This is a genomic window from Streptomyces sp. NPDC054842 (assembly GCF_053611025.1).
Genome location: NZ_JBSGZN010000002.1, coordinates 233133 through 251432 on the forward strand (window position 1 = coordinate 233133; position 18300 = coordinate 251432).

13 protein-coding genes and 1 pseudogene are annotated in these 18300 nt (G+C 70.8%); 6 read left to right on the plus strand and 8 right to left on the minus strand.

The features are described from left to right. Positions 1–220 precede the first annotated feature (220 nt). Together ACWGIS_RS02780 and ACWGIS_RS02785 are read left to right on the plus strand one after the other, a co-directional pair. Entirely contained in the window at positions 221–424 is a 204-nt protein-coding gene (locus tag ACWGIS_RS02780; RefSeq protein ID WP_453360626.1) for a cold-shock protein, read from the plus strand. 316 nt (positions 425–740) lie between these two features. Continuing rightward, positions 741–1322: a hypothetical protein gene (locus ACWGIS_RS02785; RefSeq protein WP_453360627.1), complete on the plus strand. Its 582-nt coding sequence runs from the start codon at positions 741–743 to the stop codon at positions 1320–1322. A 29-nt stretch (positions 1323–1351) separates the two neighbouring features. On the opposite strand, the gene ACWGIS_RS02790 is transcribed toward ACWGIS_RS02785, so the two are convergent. Then, a complete protein-coding gene (locus ACWGIS_RS02790) occupies positions 1352–2098 on the minus strand; it encodes a transposase family protein (RefSeq protein ID WP_453360684.1) in 747 nt (248 codons plus the stop codon). 142 nt (positions 2099–2240) lie between these two features. Here ACWGIS_RS02790 and ACWGIS_RS02795 point away from each other — a divergent pair, with 142 nt between their 5' ends. Beyond that, entirely contained in the window at positions 2241–2597 is a 357-nt protein-coding gene (locus ACWGIS_RS02795; RefSeq protein ID WP_453360628.1) for a DUF6207 family protein, read from the plus strand. A 60-nt stretch (positions 2598–2657) separates the two neighbouring features. After that, entirely contained in the window at positions 2658–4400 is a 1743-nt protein-coding gene (locus tag ACWGIS_RS02800) for an endo-1,4-beta-xylanase (protein ID WP_453360629.1), read from the plus strand. Between the two features lie 327 nt (positions 4401–4727). Here ACWGIS_RS02800 and ACWGIS_RS02805 read toward each other — a convergent pair whose 3' ends face one another. Further along, the gene (locus ACWGIS_RS02805) at positions 4728–4994 is read right to left on the minus strand and encodes a hypothetical protein (protein WP_453360630.1); all 267 of its coding nucleotides are present in this window, start codon (positions 4992–4994) and stop codon (positions 4728–4730) included. 255 nt (positions 4995–5249) lie between these two features. On the opposite strand from ACWGIS_RS02805, the pseudogene ACWGIS_RS02810 reads away from it, so the two are divergent. Together ACWGIS_RS02810 and ACWGIS_RS02815 are read left to right on the plus strand one after the other, a co-directional pair. Beyond that, positions 5250–5453: pseudogene (locus ACWGIS_RS02810) on the plus strand (helix-turn-helix domain-containing protein); the annotation flags it as partial. A gap of 762 nt (positions 5454–6215) precedes the next feature. Next, positions 6216–6644 (plus strand): hypothetical protein, encoded by a 429-nt coding sequence (locus ACWGIS_RS02815; protein WP_453360692.1) that lies wholly within the window; start codon positions 6216–6218, stop codon positions 6642–6644. Positions 6645–6702: 58 nt separating this feature from the next. Here ACWGIS_RS02815 and ACWGIS_RS02820 read toward each other — a convergent pair whose 3' ends face one another. The 6 genes from ACWGIS_RS02820 to ACWGIS_RS02845 form a co-directional block, all read right to left on the minus strand. Next, complete coding sequence (locus tag ACWGIS_RS02820; RefSeq protein WP_453360631.1) at positions 6703–7308, minus strand: DUF4232 domain-containing protein; 606 nt, start codon at positions 7306–7308, stop codon at positions 6703–6705. A gap of 1114 nt (positions 7309–8422) precedes the next feature. Continuing rightward, on the minus strand, positions 8423–10384 hold the full coding sequence (locus ACWGIS_RS02825) for a protein kinase domain-containing protein (protein ID WP_453360632.1): 1962 nt from the start codon (positions 10382–10384) through the stop codon (positions 8423–8425). Positions 10385–10468: 84 nt separating this feature from the next. Continuing rightward, a complete protein-coding gene (locus ACWGIS_RS02830; protein ID WP_453360633.1) occupies positions 10469–12058 on the minus strand; it encodes a VWA domain-containing protein in 1590 nt (529 codons plus the stop codon). A 66-nt stretch (positions 12059–12124) separates the two neighbouring features. Then, positions 12125–14719: a hypothetical protein gene (locus ACWGIS_RS02835; RefSeq protein ID WP_453360634.1), complete on the minus strand. Its 2595-nt coding sequence runs from the start codon at positions 14717–14719 to the stop codon at positions 12125–12127. A gap of 26 nt (positions 14720–14745) precedes the next feature. Next, positions 14746–16149, minus strand: coding sequence for a hypothetical protein (locus ACWGIS_RS02840; protein WP_453360635.1), 1404 nt, complete (start codon positions 16147–16149; stop codon positions 14746–14748). Positions 16150–16239: 90 nt separating this feature from the next. Next, the gene (locus tag ACWGIS_RS02845; protein ID WP_453360636.1) at positions 16240–17883 is read right to left on the minus strand and encodes a hypothetical protein; all 1644 of its coding nucleotides are present in this window, start codon (positions 17881–17883) and stop codon (positions 16240–16242) included. Between the last annotated feature and the right edge of the window lie 417 nt (positions 17884–18300).

Genomic DNA, 18300 nt, shown 5'->3' on the forward strand with positions numbered 1-18300 from the left:
GTGAACCGGAATTGAATACAGCCGGTACGACCGCGCGCTTGGAGGGCATGGTGCCAGCTCGCTGCGGCTGGCGGCCCGCACGGTGGGGATGGGCGATTTTTCGGTGGTTGATCTGCGTGACAGCTGGGGTAGAACAGGTGTCGGGTGCACTCCGGCGACGGAGACGCATCTGTCACAGATCAGCCGGGGGAGTCCCGGCGCTATTTCAAAGGACAGCAGTATGGCCAGCGGCACCGTGAAGTGGTTCAACTCCGAAAAGGGCTTCGGCTTCATCGAGCAGGCGGGCGGCGGCCCGGACGTCTTCGCCCACTACTCCAACATCTCCGGCAACGGCTACCGCGAGCTGGTCGAAGGCGAACACGTCACGTTCGACGTCACCCAGGGCCAGAAGGGCCCCCAGGCCGAGAACATCGTCCGCGGCTGACCTCAGCCGTCCGTCGACGCCCGAGGGCCTGCGAGGGCCACGGGCAGACTCCCGTCGCGTGACCAGGGGCCCGACGCAGGCGGCCCCCTGGTCACGCGCCAGAGGCGAGGACGCGAAGCTCCTTGACCCTCATCGGTCGGCACCCCGCCAAGTGCGGAAGCCGGTCCTTCGATGACGGAGGCCGCCCCGAAGTCGGCGATGCCTGGCACCCAGGAGATTGCCAGGTTCTTCTCCTGCTCAGCAGTCGGAGCCGGTGCCCGGACCCGCGTGCCATCATGCCTCCCGAGCGCTTCGCAACCGACGCAGGGGAGGGAACGTGGGCAGCACCACGTCCGCTAAATGGTCCGGCTGGCGCAGCCGGACTGTCGAGATACCCGGCGCAGGGGACGGAAAGCCGGTCCTCTTGGAGTTCCGCGCCGGATTCACTACAAGCTTCAGCCTGTCGACCGTGCGCAAGGGCCCCCATCATCAGCGGGCCCAGGACACACTCGTCACCATCGGCCGGACCGGGCCGTCGCACATTGTCCTGCCTGCCGACTGTGACGCCCTCGCCATCTGGCGAATCACGGTGGGCAACGAGGGCGCCAGTGGCCTGGGCCGGTGGAAGCTGCGCATCGTGGACAGCGACGCGCTGCCTCAGCTCCCGACCAAAACAGCCCAGGGAAAGGGAACCCAGACCTTCGGCTATTTCAGCCCCAAGCCGTACTTCGAATACGCACCGGTCCTGCACTACGACTTCATCGACTCCTGCGGCACCATCATCTACACGCCGGCCAACGGCGGGAAGCAGCTGATCCGCTTCACCTCCGCTGCCAACCAGAAGGGCACCCTGCGCCTCCCGCAGCACGGATACGTCACACTGTCCGAACACGGCAAGTGGCAAATCTCGGTGACCTGACCCCACCGATTTGAGCGCTCTCATCTTCATCAGCTGGCAAGTTCGAGGTTCACGACGGCTCGGACGACGGCGGTGATCCGGGTGGCGCTGCAACGGAGCTTCCTCAGGACCCGCCAGCACTTGAGGATCGCCACGGCGCTCGCGTGGTCTCGGTTGTGACGTCGACACCAGCCGCGCAGGTTCTTGCCTCGGATCGGGACGCGGACTGCGGGGCCGGCACTCTGATACGCCTTGTTCGCCCAGCACTTGATGTCGTCGTCGGCGAGGGCTGCGGGAATGCCGTGGGTCCGGGCTGCGGTCAGGTCGTGCGTGGCTCCCGGCAGCGCGTCCGAGGCCCAGATCAGGCTCCCGGCCGGGTCAGCGAGGACCTGCACGTTCATCCCATGGTGCTTCTTCTTCCCTGAGTAGTACGGCCGGTCGGCGGCAGTACGGTCGATTGGCAGGACGGTGCCGTCGAGGATCACGTACGCCTTCTTCCGCACTGTCGCCATGGCCTGCTCGAGCGTGGGGGCGACAGCGGCCAGAAGGGGGACGGCCTCACGTATGTAGCGGTAGACCGTCGCGATCCCGATACGGAAGCCCGCGGCGAGGCGGGCGTAGGTGTCGCCGCAGCGCAGGTGGGCGAGAGCGAGCAGGGCCTGCCGACCACAGGTCAGGCGACGCCAGCGAGAGCCGATCCGGCGGCGGTGACCAGCGAGAAGACCGGATAGGTGCTGAAGGGCGCGGCTGGACAGATCGATGGCAGACGGGTAGATGAGTAAGCAACCGTCATCCAGCTGGGCAGCGGTACAAGGAGACAGCCTCTAGTACAGGTCCCTCGATCACAGCAGCGACCCCGACCAACGCAAGGACATACCCAGTCGGGTGACGCTGTCCGGTTCCGAGAACTGCCGGCCACGGCGGCGCGGCGTGCCGAGCATGAGACCAATCCTCGATGTGCACGTGGCCGAACCAGGCCTTGCTGTAGTAGAGATCGCGGCCGCCGACGACGCAACCGCCTTCGCCATCCAGCAACTGCTCACCGAGCGCTGGGCTACAGCCCGCGCGGATGGAACGCCTCGAGAGCCGGGCGAGCCCGGCGTCCGGTTGCGCTTCTTCGCCGACCTGCGCCAGGAGCCCAACGCGTTGGCGGCAGCGCGCTGTCACTCAAGCTGTAGAGGCCCGTCACCCGTGCTCGGCGTCGTCCGCATCGTTGAAAGCAGAGGTATCGATCCGGGCCCGCTCCGCCACACGAGCTGGGACGTGCCATACAAGGCCGCCCTACCTCATGTGTGATGAACTGTGGCCCGGTTTGGAGGCGTTGACCTCGTCTCGAACAAGAGAGTGGGAGGGACCGTGGACCTTGATAGGGGGACGTGGCAGCGACTGACCGCCGTGCTGCTCGTCATGGCCGTGGCGGCCGGGTGTACGGGGCAGGGGGAAGGCGCGGGCGGCGGAAACGACGAAGACCTGCTGCGGAACCACGACTGGACGCAGATGCCGGGCACCACCGCGCGGAACGACATCCTGCGGGTCAGCGCATTGAATCGGCACATCGTGGAGCAGGACTCCTCCGGCGGCCAGCCCGACCCCCCGCTGAACCTCGCCGGCCCGCACCTCAGGTCCGATGGCGACTTCACCGTCACCGCGCGCATGTCCGGTGTGGGTGACGGTGACGGCGACTCATGGCTGCGGCTGTACGGACGGGTACCGGTCATCTACGACGAGTGGCGGCAGGAGCGGTCCTCACTCCGCGTCGGCGTGACCGCCGACGGACAAGTGAAGGTACAGATATGGGACGGCGAGGGCGATGAGCCGGCCACCTCCAAGGTTTTCGACTGCGCCTGCTCCGGGACGGTGACGCTCGCCGTGTCGAGCATCGGTGACACCTTCCGCGTGAAGGCCGACGGGCGGCGGCTGGGAACCGTGCAGGACCCGGGGGTGTTCGCCGAGGGCACTGTCTGGTTCGGTCTGGAGGCGGACGCGGGCGAAGACGAGCGCCGTGAGGGATGGCGTCTGACGCAGCTGATCGCGCGGGCGGAGAGCGGTGACTCGCTCCGCGTGATCAAGGCGCCGCGGCTACGCCAGGAACAGTCCGACGACTCGCTGCGTGCGCGGGCCGCAGACGTGGGGCGGCCGTTCGACGTCGGCGCCGCCCTGGCCGAGAACCCGCTGCTCACCGACTCGCGCTACCGGGCGCTCGCGGGGAGCCAGTTCTCCATGCTCACTCCGGAGAACGCGTTCAAGCCACAGTTCCTCCACCCACGCCGGGGCGTCTACGACTTCCGCGACGCGGACCTACTCGTACGCTTCGCCCGCGCAAACGACATGAAGGTGCACGCGCACACCCTCGTCTGGCACGAGGCTCTGCCCAACTGGATGCGGGAGAACGACGACCCCGAGGAGGTGCGCCGGACCATGCTCCGGCACATCGCCAAGGTCGCCGGGCACTTCAAGGGAAAGGCCGCGGAGTGGGATGTGGTCAACGAGCCCATGTCCGACGACGAGAAGAGTTACACCAACGGGGATCTCGGTCTGCGCTCCGAGCAGAGCCCGTGGTTCGAGGCCATGGGCGAGGAGTACATCGACGAGGCGTTCAGGGCCGCCCACCGCGCCGATCCGAAGGCACGGCTGTTCCTCAACGAGTACGGGGTCGAGGAGGAAGGCGAGCGGTGGGACGCCCTTTACGATCTGGTCAAGCGGCTCAAGGAACGCGGCGTACCGATCGACGGCGTGGGCTTCCAGAACCATGAGTACGCACCCGGCGACCGCATCGACCCGGAGACCTTCCGCAGCCATGTGCGGGATCTGGCGGAACTCGGGGTCCAGGCGCGGGTGTCGGAGATGGACGTCCCCATAGGTGAGGACGAGGAGGACGGGCGGCAGACCCAGGCTGACGAGATGGCGGGCAAGCTGCGGGTCTGCCTGGAGGAGCCGAACTGCACATCGTTCTCCACATGGGGATTCACCGACCGGTACGGCTCCACCGCCGACACCAACATCTATCCTCCGCGCACGGCCGATTCCCTGCCGTGGGACGCGGCCCTGCGGCCGAAACCGGCGTACGAGCGCCTGCTCGAGGCATTTGACGAGGCGTGAGGAATCAAGGTGCGATCTCTCGGTATTCCTGTGTTTGCAGAAGACCTCGACTATCTTCTCGGCCAGGCCTCAGTGCGTGAGTTCGAGGAGAGACCATAACGGCAGCCTCCATGGGCGGCTGGCTGGTAGAGGGTCGGGACATCGGCCCAACCAGAGTGCGAACATGGCCAGCCATCCGACAGTCCCGTAATCCCCTCCCCCACAAGGGAGTTGGGGTGCTGTCGCCTCTCAGGTGCGTCGTGAGCGTCGGGTGCTGTCTCTGGCGTCCGACAGGCGGCGGCATGGCAACCGGGGGACACGGTGGGGCACCGGGCACCGGACCTGGCTTCACCGTCCCGGCGACGCCGGGCGGCGAAGGCGCGGCTGCGGGGGAGCGGCGGGAGGAGGAAAGGGCCCCTGCACACCGGGGTACGGCCAGCGGCGGATGGTCTGCAAGGAGACGACGGACAGCAGGGCTCGCATGGCGTCGGCGGCCGCGGGCCGGCTGCCCCGAGCCATGGCTGCCAGCACGTCTGGCCGCAGCGCACCGACCAGGCCGAACACGGCTACGACCTCGGCGACCCGCAACGCCAGACGCACCACGGCTCGATCCATGCTTCCTGATCCCTCGCACCCAACCTGGGGTGACCACGGCACGGCACGGCCCCTCACACCGAGGCCCGCCGACTCCTGGCGGACGGACCGCGCCTGCGCATGGCCGTCGGCCACCGCTCTCTACGGCCGTGACGCCGGGCTCAGTTACCATTCCCGCCGAGCCGACGTGCAGGTACGGGGGAGTGAGCGCCGTGGCCGCCGCCCCTGTCCGCGACACGACCGCCCACACCGACGGATGGATGCGAGTACGGCTGCATGGACACAGAGAACGACGATGTAGCGGAGTTCGCGTCCCTCCTCAGGCGGCTGAAGGCACGCACGGACCGCAGCTATGCGGCGCTGGCCAACCGTCTGGGCGTGCACGCCTCCACGCTGCACCGCTACTGCGCCGGTGAGTCAGTTCCCCTGGACTATGCGGGGATCGAGCGGTTCGCGGTGCTCTGTGGGGCTTCCCCGCAGGAACGCACGGAGGTGCACCGCCGATGGGTCCTGGCGGTCGCTGCCCGGCAGCGATCGCGCACGTCCGGCCCCCGTCCGGCCCCCGACACCGCGAGCGCCACGCCGACGTCTGCGGCAGGACTCCACGGCATCCCAGCGGACCGGCGACCCGAGCCAGACGCACCGGCCGATCCCGGCCCGGGATTCGCCCCACCCTCCCGGCAGATATCACGGAGCGCCCCGCCGTCCCGCCCCGCACGCGTCCGACGGCGGCCGGGGCGATCGACGGCACTGGCCGCGCTCCTCGCCGCCGTGCTCGGCAGCCTCACCGGACCGGCTGCCGGTCCCCCCTCCGCCGGCGCTGAACGGTCCGCATCCGCCGGAGCCACGCCGAAGCCGCCACCGGCCGAACCCACCAGCGACGCTACCCCTACCGAAGTGCCCTCGGGACGGGACCGGTCGTCCGCCCGCGAAACTGCGACCAGGCCCCCCTCGGCGCGCTCCGGGAAGGACGAAGGCAGCCCGCGGGGCAGCGGAGCCGGCAACGAGACGCTCTCGCCGAAGCCTCCACTCACCTGGACGGCCAACTCCCACCTCTGGCGCCTCGAATGCGATCACGACTATGTCATCGCCAAGCAACCGCAGGACGTCCCGCCACCGCCGACCCCGGCGGACGCCGAAGCGTGGGCCACTTCCCTGCAAGCGGTCCATGGGCGCACCACCGACCTGCGGATTACGGTGCAGGGGCGGGGCTCCGCCGCCGTTGTCCTGGAGGCGCTGCACGTGCGGGTGGTAAACCGCGGCGCCCCCGCCGCCCGCCCGCAGGTCGCCTACTCGATGTACGAAGGCTGCGGCGCCACCCTCGTCCCCCGCCACTTCTCGGTCGATCTCGACGCGCGCCGCCCGCTGGCCCGTTCCGTCCGCGGCAACGAACCGGGCCAACCGACCACGCCGACCGGCTTCCCGTACCAGGTGTCCCTGCGGGAACCGGAGGTCCTGCTGCTCTCCGTACGGACCCTGTCCTGCACCTGCGACTGGTACGTCGATTTGGACTGGTCCTCCGAAGGCCGGACCGGCACCACGCGCATCGACGACCACGGCCGGCCGTTCCGCACCACCAGCGTCAAGGGGCTGCCGCACTACTGGTACCGCACCACCCGCGGCTGGATCCCGATGACCACCACCCGCGAGGAGACGGACGGCGGCGGCTGACGGAGCCGCCGCGGGGGCCCGGCGAGGACCCCCGCGGCCGCGAGGAGGACGGACTCCGTCACCTCGACATGATGAAGTCGAGTGCGTACCCAGGGGCAGTGGTCCAGTAGGTGACGCGCTGCCCGTCGTTGGCGTACAGCGTGGCGACGGGCATGGGGACGTCGATCGGCCCGCCCGCGCCCGCGCCGGGCCTGCGCCCTTGGAGGGTGAGGGTGATGCTCTTTGCCTCGTACTCGTCCATGGGGCCGTTGACGAGCAGCGCGGCGTACGCCTCCTCGCCCGGGGCGAGGGTCAAGGGCTTCCCCGGGTCCGGGTCGCTCTCCTCGATCACGGGAGCGGTGGTGCGACCGTCGCCGAGCCGCACGAGCGGGTAGCGGTACAGGTTGCACTTCTCGTGGCCGGCGTTCTGCACGGTGAGAAGGAGGTGCCGGGCATCCTCGTCGTCCGCCGGCTCCTTCGAAGCGGACACCGCGAGGACCTTGGGGGAGCAGGTGGCGACGGCGGCCTTGGCGCCACGGCCGCCCGGCGCCGAGGCCACCGTCCCGGCGCCCCCGTCCGTGTCCGGCGCGGTGGTGGACGCCTGGGCCGAGACCCCCCAGCCCAGCGCCAGGACGAGGCCCGCAGCCACGGCAGTGCGACCGCCGACAAGAGATTTCACGTTCATGTGCGTGTTCCTTTTCGTTCGACAGGACGCCGCATACGCCGTTGATCAGGCGCTCCGCAGGACGGCCGACTGAGTCAGCCGGTGCGACAGCCACACCATCGAACAGGCCGCGATCCAGGGACAAGACCCACCGCCCACCCTGCAACGCCGCACCATCTCACCCCTCACGACCTGCGGAAACGTCAACGCCTGAGATGCGGGAACGCAACGGGAACGGCACGCAGACCCGACGGCGGAGAGCAAGGTCGTGCGGCAGTGGGCGCGCAAGTCCGCCGCAGAAGACATGCGATGAGTGTGTCAGCGCTTCTAGAAGGCGGTCGTGGCCGCTCGCCGAACCTGCCCTGTGGGGGCCGCCAGAAAGGCACCCGGCGGTGCGCGAGCGCCTTCGTGCCATGCCGCGAGCGCAGACCCGCAGTGAGGGCGCCTACCGCCAGCTGCCCGCCCCGCATCCGACCAGCAGCCTGGCCGCCGACGATGCTCCGCTTGGCCCTGACACCATCGCGCACCTGGCTCGGTGCTCCTACACCGCAGGCCTGGCCACGCCGATGCCCTCCGCCGCCTCATAGCAGCTGGCGAGATCGACCCCACCAGTCCCTGGACGTTGCTGCGCGGCGCCCTGAAGACCTCTGCCACCGGCCTGTGGCCCATCGACGGCGCTGGCCCCAACGAACGCCGACGCCGTGGCCTGTCCCTGTGGGACGAGGACATGCGCAACCGCCATTAGCACGAACAGGACACCAGCCACCAGCCGTTCAGTGCGGGCCAGACCGGCGCGCAGCGCGGCACGGAGATCAGGGACATTGCCAACCGCCTCCGCCCTGCCCCCGCTCACCCGGCCCGCCACTCACCAGATTCTGCTTGCCGCTGCGCCCGCGGCTGGCCATACCGCCGTAAACGTCGGCGCCACCTGGCGAGCCCCCCGCTTCGCGCACGGCCGCTACTGGCTCACCCTGCGTGCCGCCCAGACCAACCCCGCGCCGCCATAGAGGCAGACGACGGCACCCACACCATCGCCCTTGGCCATTGACGAAGACCAGCACCGGCCCCTGGCACCGCCGTCGGTCCATACGCTCAGGCAGTCGCATCGCGCCGCATGGCGCGGTGCGACTGCTGCTCAGCCCCCGCGGACAACCTCCGGGCCCCCGGCCGTAGGCAGTGCGTGCAGTGCGCCGTGGGAGGCGGTGGCGAAGGCGGTGCGGCTGCCCGGCGCATAAGTGACGGCGAGGATCTGGCCGCCGAGGTCGAAGCCTTGCAGCGACGACCCGTCCGCCACGTCGATGAGCTGAAGCCGGCCGTTCCAGCCGCCGGTGTAGACGACCGATCCGTCGGTGCACAGGGCGAACAGCTCTTCCCCGTCGGCGTGTTCGACACGCCACAGCACCTCGCCGGTGGCACTGCTGAGGCAGTGCACGAGCCCCGCCGTGTCGCCGACGATCACCCTGTCCTGCACGCGGACGGGCGGGGCCACGACCGGCGCGCCCAGTCCTGTCTCCCACAGGGAGGAGCCGTCGCCGCCGGCCAGGCAGTGCAGGCCGCCGTCCGCGTCCGCGAGAAGGAGCGTGTCGTCCAGGACCAGGGGTGCGGACAGCAGGGTCGCGGGCAGCTGTACCGGCTGCTTCCAGCAGACGCTGCCGTCCTCGTCGTCGACGGCGAGAAGCTCATGGCCTCCACCGGCCGACAGGTACACGCGGCGGACGTCTGCCGCGACCGGCTCGACCGGTCCGCCTTCCCCGTCGGTGAGCGGTTCCGTCCGCCACCAGACGCGCCGGGTCACGGCGTCGAAATGGTGCAGGCAGCCGCCGCCGTCGCCGAGGAACACGCTCTGCCCGCGCAGCAGGACCCGGACGTCGGAGAGGTTGTCCGCGGGGACGGACCACCACCGCGTGCGGGCCCGGGTGTCCCACGACTCCAGGCGGCCGGCGGCGTCGCGGATGAGCAGCAGGGCTCCCTCGGTCTGCAGTTGCACCGGTGCGGTGAAGTCTCCCAGGAGCTTTCCCTCCGCCCCCGTCACCGCGTCCAGCCACCGCACGCCGTCGCCGTCCGCCACGACCACTTGGCCGTGCTCGGTGGCCACGGCCTGGTGGGGCCACTCGCCCACGTCGGTCCGCCAACTGCGCCGGCCCGGGCGGAAGGGAACCGTGAGGCTGGCCGTGTGGCCCGCGTCGGTGAGGAAGGCACTCAGCTCGGCCCGGTAGTCGGCGAGCCTGCGGCCGACATCGTCCGGCAGCCGCAAAGTTCCCCGCTCGCCGAAGCAGTCGGCGACCTCGTCGAGAGAGGGTCGGTCCGCCGGGTCCTGGGCAAGGCAGGCGCGGACGAGCCTTCCGACCTGGTCGTCCGGCAGCCGGGAAAGGTCGGGCCCCGCGCCGGAGACACGGCGCATGAGCATGGCTCGTGCGTCGCTCTCCCCGGTGTACGGAGGGTGTCCGGTGAGCGCGTAGAGGACGACTCCGCCGATACCGAAGACATCGGTCGCGCCGGTGGTCTTCGACAGCCCGAGGACCTGCTCGGGCGCGCAGAAGTGGGGATGGCCGATCACGGTGTCCAGTGAGACGGTGACGCGTTGCCCCCGGATGCGCGTCAGACCGAAGTCGATGATCCAGGGACCGTCGGAGGTGAGCAGGACATTGCCCGGATGCAGATCCCGGTGCAGCAGCCCCTTGCTGTGTGCGGTGTTCAGTGTGTCGACCAGTTCGGCGGCGACGGCGTGGGCGGTGTCGCGGGGCAGCGCCCCGCCGTGCGCTTCGACAACGTGGTGGAGCGACAGGCCGGGAATGAAGCGGGTCGCCAGGGTGGGCCGGCGACCGCTGCCGAAGTCGAAGAAGAGCAGTTCGGGAATGCGGGCACCCTTGCACCGGTCGAGTGCCTTGCTCTCCTGGTGGAAGCGCTGCAGGTGCTGGGTGTCGTCGGCGAACTCGGGCCTCATGAGTTTGACGGCACCGAGCGTGTCCGAACCGTGGTCCTGTCTCAGGGGCCGGCCGAGGTAGACCGTGCCGAATCCACCCGCCCCCAGTCTGCCCAGGAGACGGAACCCCCCGGCCTCCGACGGATCGACGGCCGGGTCCAGCGGCTGCACCATGACGGGTCCTCTCCTGAGCGGCGATGACGAAGCGCGGCGGGCGGATCGAGGAGGGACACTCCTCGGCTGGGGCGGCGTCCGTTGTCACTGCATGACGACGGACGCCTGATCTGCTGTCTCATGGGAGAACCCGATCCCGCACAGCACGGTCGACTTGCCGAGGTCGCACCTGCCGCTGTCGCGCAGACGCTCCCCGCCGGGCGCTTCGCGCACGCACTCCACGGCGAGGACGAGCCTGCCGCCCTCGTGCCGGCCGCGCACGGAGATCCGCGCTCGTACGTTCCCCGCGTCGGTGCCCTGGCTGACCTCCCTGCCCCGCAGTACGACGGTCTGCCGCTCGCCCGAGCGCAGGTCCGTCACGACCAGCACGCCGGACAGCACCGGATTGCGCCGCTTGTACGAGCGCCAGGCCGCCGCCGACCCCAGCAGGGCGACGAGCAGGACAAGGGGGTACAGCCAGCCCGGCGTCCGGCCCGGAACCGTGCCCACCACCTCGACCTCGGTCACGATGGGCCGACCGGTGGAGAAGTCCGCGTACCCCATCGACCCGCGCACGGTCCGCGTCCACGGCGAGGCGGCCTCGGCACGGATCCGGACCCCGGCGCGGAAGTCGCGGGTACCGGGGACCAGGCTGAACTCGGCGTCCTGCGGCCAGGTCAGCCGGACGTCGACGGTCCGGCTCCGGCCGGGGGCGATCGTCACCGGAACGGCCGGACCGTCGAAGCGTACCGCCGCGTCTCCGGGCAGGGCTTCGGCGTCGAGGCGGACCCGCAGTGGGACGTGCCGGGCGTGCGAGGTGAGGGTGACGCTCACGGTCCTGGACCGGGCGCCGGTGCGGTCTCCGGCCGACAGCACGGCCTTGCCCGCGCCCCGCCGCTCGACGCCGTCACCTCGCACGGAGACGGTGACCTGCTCGCCCTGGTCGGCGCGGAGCAGGCTCCGGGCCTTCTCCGCGCGCACCCGCTCCTTGGCGTCGTTGAGTTGCGAGCCCAGCGCCGCGGGGTCGACCGGCAGGATGCGGGGTGCTCCGAAGGCGCTGCCGAGGACTTCGGAGACCTGCGTGCCGTCCGCCAGCGGCAGACCGTAGCCGATGACGTCGTGGTCGGTTCCCAGTGCGTTGTAGCGCTTCCTGAGCTGCTTCCAGGCGGGACTGCCGAGGCGGGCATACGGGCTGCCGGGCGCGTTGACGGCACCGTCGGTGAGCATCAGCACCGCTCCGACGGGCGCCGCACTGTGGTCGAGCTGGTCGGCGGCGACATTCAGCGCGGATCCGTGATCGCTGGCCAGCTCCTTCGCGGAGCGCGGGAGTTCCTTGGCGACCAGGTTGCCCGTCTCGTTCGCCGGGGACATGGGGTGCACGACGCTGGTCGCTCGACCGAAGGTGACGACGGCGACCTCGTCGGCCGGGGTGAGGGTCTTGAGGAAGGCATCGAGACGCTTCTTGACGGTCGCGTAGAGCGGCTTCCCGTCGGGACCCTCGTCCTGCATCGAGCTGGAGGTGTCGACGAGGACCACGTAGGCCGCGGGGACGTCGTCCACCTTCAGCGAGCGGTAGATGCCGTCGCGCGGCAGCGGCTTGTCGTCGGCCTCGGCCGGTGCCGTGCCGGAGGCCGCCAGGGCACCGGCCGTGGCCAGCAGCAGGGCGCGGCGCGCAGTCCGCCGGATGGTGTGCATGAGGTGTCCCCCTAGGACGTGCGTATGCGGATGAGAGGTCCCGGTCCGCCGGGACCGAAGGTGCGGCTAGAGACGACCGCGGGCACCGGAGTCGAGTCTTCGCAGCCGATCGATCTCGTCGTCGGCCCGCTTCTGTTCGCGGATCAACTCCTGCATCTGGCGCGCGTGTTCGGCTCTGCGCTTCTTCAGGCAGCCGATGGCGTGATCGAGGTACGCCTGCCACACGGTGGGGTCCGGGCCCCGGCCCAGTGCGCGTTCGAGTTGGCTGCGTTCCTGGTGGGCCTGGTCCCTGCCCGCGTAGGACTGCCAGACGTCGCAGTAGGCGCGGATGATGCCGAGAAGCCGCTCCCCGGTCCGGCCCCGGGTCGCCCAGCACCGCAACGGCGCGCAGAGCTGGTCGTGTCCGACGCCTTCTCGTCGTGCCGTGTACAGCTGAGCCGCGAGCTGACGCAATTCCTCGGGGGAGTCGCCGGCGAGCCGGACGGCGCGGTACACCCTGCGCAGGGTGAGAGCCGACGCCAGGTCCGGATGCCGCTCGGCAATCCGGTCCAGCCAGTGGGCGTCCTGCTCCGTCTCGTGCCAGTGGGGTTTCTCCGTCAGCCGGCCGACGGCCTCGACCACGACATGGACGTGGGGGCCGGGCCGCTCCAGCAGCCGCGTGGCGAGTTCTCGACCGGTGTCCTCGGGCCCCTCGCCGGTGTCCGGGTCGACCGACAGGATCTCCTCCAGCAACCCCTCCACGATCACCTGTACGTGGCCGCGCACGGCGGGCAGATCGAGCTCCGCGAGCAGCGTCGAGGCATAGCCGGTGAGTCGGGTGTGGCCGGCGGAGCCGCGCTCCTGGGGCGTCCGCATCAGGTCGAAGAAGGCCTCGGGCGGGCGTCCGGTGAGCGTGCACAGCAGGTCCCAGCGTGCTGCGGTCTCCGCTCGCGCCCCGTTCGGCGGACGTTCCAGCGCACGATGGAGCAGTTCCCGGGTGGCTGCCTCGGACGGGTCGCCCGAGGCAGTCTGCCGCGCACAGTCCACCAGCCCCTGGAAGAAGCCGCCGCACAGGAGCTGGTCGACGCGCCCGCAGGCCGCCGCGGCCGTCAACAGGCGTGCGGCGGACGCCGGATGGGCGGCGACCCACTTCCTCGACGGTTCGCCCGCCGTGGTCCCGGACTCCAGCAGGTCGTACAGCAACGTGAGTTCCGGGCTCCCGGCCACCTCGGGTGCCGACCCGTCACCGATCCAGCGCAACCAGGCGAGGACCCGCGCTGCCGGGTCGGGCCGGGCGCACACCGCCTGGACGAGTCGGCTGGCGAGCCCGGGAAGGGTACGCAGCTGGGACTGGGTGAAGGCCATCGTGCCCGGGGTGAAGGGGGCGATGGTGGGCAGGAGTTCGTCGACCACGGGATCCCGTGTCTCCGTCGAGGCGCGCTGCCGTACTTCGTGGAGCACGCAGGCAAGTGCCCGGTCCAGCGGGTCCCGGCCCTCCCTGGTGTCGGGAGTCGCCTCACGGACGGATTCGAAGCCGGTGCGGGCGCTCTCGGGGCTTCCCTCGAGCAGGTCGTTCACGATCTTGTTCCAGAACGCCTCGGACACCTCGGCCTGGGGAAGGTGGCGGGCCATGCTGCTCAGATCGCTGGAGTGAAGGTCCACTTTGACGGCCGAGAGCAGGGCGACGGAGTCCGAGTCGAACACCTCGTGGCGCAGTGCCTCGTCGATCCGGTCGCTGTCCACCGCCCGCCCTCCGCGGATCTCCTGGACGAGTGCCAGCCCGGGGTTGAGCCCCGAGAGCACGTGCAGCGCGTCCGCGTGCACACGTCCCGAGTCGATGTCGAGCGGCGTGCGGGATCGGGCGAGGTGGGCGACGACGCTCTCGCCTCCGTGCACCTGCCACGCCTGGACGAGCAGGTCGAAGTAGGAGCGGGCGTCGGGGGACAGGCCGGACAGGTCCGGCAGTCCGCCGCCCCAGGCCAGGCCCCGGACACCCGGCGTGTCGTCGACGGCTCCCCAGTACAGCCGCATCGGCACCTGGGACCCGGAGGAGCTGCCGGTCGCGGCGGACAGCGAGCCGCGCAGGCCCAGGGGCAGCATGGCGGCGACACAGTCCAGGACGTGGAGCAGTTCGAGGGGCTCGTAGTTGCGGTCCCCCGTGACCACCACTCTGCCGTCCAGGAGGTAGGCGGCGGCCGCAGCCAGCCAGTGGCTGACCTCGGTCACCCGGTCGGTGAAGACGCTGCCGGCGTGGTCGAGGAGCCGGCCGCCCTCCCCCACGGACAGGTGCGCGGGCGCGCTGTCGTGGGTCGGGAGCAGCGGTGCGGCATCGAGCGCTGCTCTGGCCAACGTGCTCCAGCTGAGGCCCAGTTCGTCGACCCTCACGGTGGGGACCGCGAAGTGGGTGATGCGGTGGATCGGCCGGTTCGTGTGGTCGACGGCGTCGGTGCCGTCCAGGAGGAAGATGCCGACGGTGGCGGTCCCGTCCGTGGCCGTGCCCGGTCCGATGGTGATCCAGGGAAGCTGGGTCCCGCGCCCCGGTGTGCCCGGCGACCAGTGGTGGACGGCGGTGTTGAATTCGGCGCTGCGGTCGGGCGGGCAGGCCGCCAGCACCTTGTAACCGCTGTTCGTCCGGGGCTCCTTGCCCCACAGGGCCCAGTCGGCCGTCAGTCCCGGTGGCATGGCGTGGTCTCCTCTCGTGTGACGGGTCAGGCCTGCCGGGGGCCGACGCCCCGGAGGAAGAGGAAGGGCTCCAGGATGTTCACCGGCCGGGGCGGAGCGACCAGCCGTACCGCGTCCTCCACGGGATTCACCAGCGAAGGGTTCTCGAAGTCGAAGCCGCGCTCGGGATCGATCCAGAAGCCGACGGCGGAGCATACGAAGTACCCGACGCGCTCGGGGGCGAAGAACAGCTCGATCTGCTGCTGAATCTCGCGCAGGCTCCCCTGGGGGAAGGCCTGACACAGCCCGTCGAACAGCCGTTTGGCGTCCATGACTTCGGGTTGGCCCGTGCGCGGGTTGAGCCGGACGTTGCCCTGTTCGCAGGCGAAGCGGAAGACCCGGTCGTCGTCGAATTTGGCGAGGCAGACGGCGATGCTGTGGGGCAGCTGGTTGCCGTGCCGCTCGCCGCGCATATTGACCTCGGTGGCCACGCCTCCGAGGACATCGGTGAAGAAGTCCGCGTTCTGGCGGGCGTCGTCACCGAGCGGTCCGTCGTCGCCGTTGACCTGCCACTCGCGGACCGGGTCCACGACGTACACCATGGCCCGGGCGGCTCCCAGGTCCTTGATGAGCTTGCCGCCCAGCGCCGCTCCGGTCTGGGACCGCAGGTCGAAGGCCTCTCCCGGCAGGTCCCGGAGTGTCACCTTGAACTCGGTGATGTCACGGCTGTCGGTGCCGCGCCGCCAGCGCCTCCGGCCGCCGCGGGAGAACCGTGTCCCGGTGAGATCGCCGGCGAGGGTGAAGCGGACCGGCCGCTGTTCGGTCAGTGTGGCGTTCGGGAACGTCCGGTCACGGTAGAGGATGTGCGCCAGGTCGCTGAGGAACTTCTGCGAGGCGTGGTCCTCCGGCCACATGCTCCACTTCCCGTACATCGGGTCCTGCACGGCGCGGGACAGGGCGGCCAGCAGTGTCGACTTGCCGCTTCCCATGCCACCCCAGAGCGTGATGGTCGACTCCGGGGCGGATCCGGGATTCTCGGCGCCCTGCTGGCCCGCTTCCTGCCGGTCGGACTTCGCCGTGGGCGCCTTCGTCGGCTTGTCGCTCCGGCCGTTCTTCTCGAGTTTCTCCATGAAGACCGGCGGCGGTGCCTCGGCCCTGCGGTCGGCGTCCGCGGGGGGTGCGCCGGGCGCCCTCGCCTTGTCGTCGCGCGGCGCGGCGGGCGCCGGCAGGGACAGGGCGGGAGGCCCTCCGGTCACGGCGCCGGGGCCGGCGGCGGTGCCAGGCGGAGGTCCCGCCGGAGCCTGGGCGGGTGCCGCCGGAAGCGCCGCCCGGCCGCCGACGAGTGTGGAGGGGTCCCATACGGCGAAGGGCCCCTCGCCCGTTCTGTCATGCTTCTTCCGCCCCGGCTTCTCCTCGCCGCTGCTCTCGGCTCGTTCGTCTTCCATGACCATGGTGGTCTCCCCCATATCGGCGGCGAAAGGGTCCGCCGCGGTGGTTGCCTGCGGTCGCGCGTTCCGGTGCGCGACCGCGTACTGGTGCGGTCAGCCGGCCGTGGCGGGCCGCCAGTCGCCGCTCGCACCGTCCGACACGACCAGCCGGATCGGGGAGCCGTCCTCGGGCAGGCAGAGGGCCGGCGCGGCGACCGCTGAGGCGATGAGTCGGGGATCGTGCCCCGCCGGGAAGCGGCCTTCGGCGCCGAACAGGTCCCAGGCCCGGCCCGCCCACCGGGCCAGGTGGGGCTCGCCCGCCAGCCGGTCCATCCACGCCGGTTCGTCGACGACCGCGAAGCAGGTCACCGCGTCGTAGTGGCGCAGGGACTCCAGGGCGCTCTCCCACTCCAGCCGGTCCGGGCAGATGCGCACGGCCGCGCCGCGCCGGAGCACTTGTGGTGGCCGGCTGTGGGGATGAGGGGGCCGGGAGCCCACGACGAGCAGTACCCGGTGGCTGTCCGGCCGCCAGGCGTCGCGCCAGTGGGCGAGTTCGTGGGGTACGTGCTCCAGACCGGTGGCGAAGTCGTGCCGCAGCGCGCTGCCCCGCCACTCGGCCAGTACGTCCTCGGCGGTCCGGGCGGGCGACAGGCCCACGCGGTGCACGAGCGGGTCGCTGTGGTGGCGCCGGTCGAGCGGCGCGTGGTCGCGGTAGCCGATGAGCCCGACTCGAAGCGCGCTCTCATCGCCGACGGCGTCCCTGACGGCCGCGACGACGGCCGCCGCTTCCTGCAGGCGCTCCTCGACGGCGACTGCCCCGTCGGCCCGCGGGCCCGCCGTCTCCACCGCGAGCACCAGGTCGACGGGGCGGGGCCTGGAGAGGCGCCGTGGGGTGCAGAGCGCCAGGGCGGGCCAGGGCGACGTCTCCGGCTCGTGCGGGCCGCTGTAGTCGAATTCGACCCTGTCCGGTCCGGCGAGCCGGTAGCCCAGCGCGACGCGGGCACCCGGCGGCAGCTCAAGCCGGTCCATGCGCACCGGTCGCCACAGTACCGCCGGCTCTTCGCGCCCGGCCGAGACGACCGCCGCGACACTGTGGCCCGCTCCGGCGCCCCCGGGCGGCGCGGCCACGGGCACGGGCACGAGGGGAGCGGCACCGGTGGAATCGCTCGGGCGGCTGCCCGCCGGGAAGAGGACCCGCCGTACCAGTCCTACCGTGCCGGACACTCCGTCGACGCGGGCCCCCGCTAGCCAGATGGAACGACGTAGAGGAAGTGCGGCGAGGAGATCGCCCGGTGTCTGCGGCCAGCGGGCGGGCAGCCGCAGACGCAGCACAGGTCCGTCGTCGTCCCTGAACGACTCGGCGGCCCGCTCCACGGACGGCCAGCCCACTGCGCGTACGACCAGCAGGAGCGGCCCGGTCCGAGGCGTCGACCGACGGGCCAGAGCATGCAGATGCCGCCCGAGCCGTGCGGCGATCTCCACGGGCTCGCCGTCGGTGCCGGTGGCCGTACCGCCCGAGTTTCTTCGGGATGCGTGAGCCCCGCGGCCCGCGCCGGCGCGACCGTCGTCGTCTGAGGCCGTCCCGCCCGCCAGCAGAAAGAGCCGTCGAAGCCGCTCGGCGGGCAACTCCTTGTCGGTTGCCGTGAGTTCGGACCACGTCGATTCGGTGAGCTGACGCATTTCCGGTCCCGCACCCGCCGAGTCGTAGGACACGCGACTGAGACGGAGCCGCTCGCAGCCGACCTCGAGAATGGTCATGGCCGGGAAACGCCCGCAGGCAAAGGACGTGAGTGTCCAGCCTAGGCCCGACCTCTTTACCCGGGCTCTTTCTCCGGCCAATACGTCGTGCCAGGCGCGACGCCAGACCTGGGGCGCGGGAGGAGGGCACCCCAACAGGTCGTCGAACGTTCCGCATTCTGGTACTGCGGGTGCCGATTCACCGTCTTCGCGTGACGCGTCCAAGACGTCCGCCACACGAAGTGCCGCATACAGATTCACGCCCTGACTGGGCCTGATGGTGTTCACCCGCACGATCCCCCGCCCCCGCCGCGCCGGTGCGTCGAATCCGCATCCCGTCGCCGCTGTTCACCGTGCTGCAGACATGACTATGCCCTGTGGTGCAGGCACGGTTCTGACGGCAGGTTCCCCCGGAGTCCCCACTCCGCTTACGCGCCA

Excerpts from the sequence above, each read along its gene's own strand:
- ACWGIS_RS02780 (WP_453360626.1), top strand. The coding sequence starts at position 221 with ATGGCCAGCGGCACCGTGAAGTGGTTCAACTCCGAAAAGGGCTTCGGC.
- ACWGIS_RS02795 (WP_453360628.1), top strand. The coding sequence starts at position 2,241 with ATGAGACCAATCCTCGATGTGCACGTGGCCGAACCAGGCCTTGCTGTA.
- ACWGIS_RS02805 (WP_453360630.1), bottom strand. The coding sequence starts at position 4,994 with ATGGATCGAGCCGTGGTGCGTCTGGCGTTGCGGGTCGCCGAGGTCGTA.
- ACWGIS_RS02820 (WP_453360631.1), bottom strand. The coding sequence starts at position 7,308 with ATGAACGTGAAATCTCTTGTCGGCGGTCGCACTGCCGTGGCTGCGGGC.
- ACWGIS_RS02825 (WP_453360632.1), bottom strand. The coding sequence starts at position 10,384 with ATGGTGCAGCCGCTGGACCCGGCCGTCGATCCGTCGGAGGCCGGGGGG.
- ACWGIS_RS02830 (WP_453360633.1), bottom strand. The coding sequence starts at position 12,058 with ATGCACACCATCCGGCGGACTGCGCGCCGCGCCCTGCTGCTGGCCACG.
- ACWGIS_RS02835 (WP_453360634.1), bottom strand. The coding sequence starts at position 14,719 with ATGCCACCGGGACTGACGGCCGACTGGGCCCTGTGGGGCAAGGAGCCC.
- ACWGIS_RS02840 (WP_453360635.1), bottom strand. The coding sequence starts at position 16,149 with ATGGTCATGGAAGACGAACGAGCCGAGAGCAGCGGCGAGGAGAAGCCG.
- ACWGIS_RS02845 (WP_453360636.1), bottom strand. The coding sequence starts at position 17,883 with ATGACCATTCTCGAGGTCGGCTGCGAGCGGCTCCGTCTCAGTCGCGTG.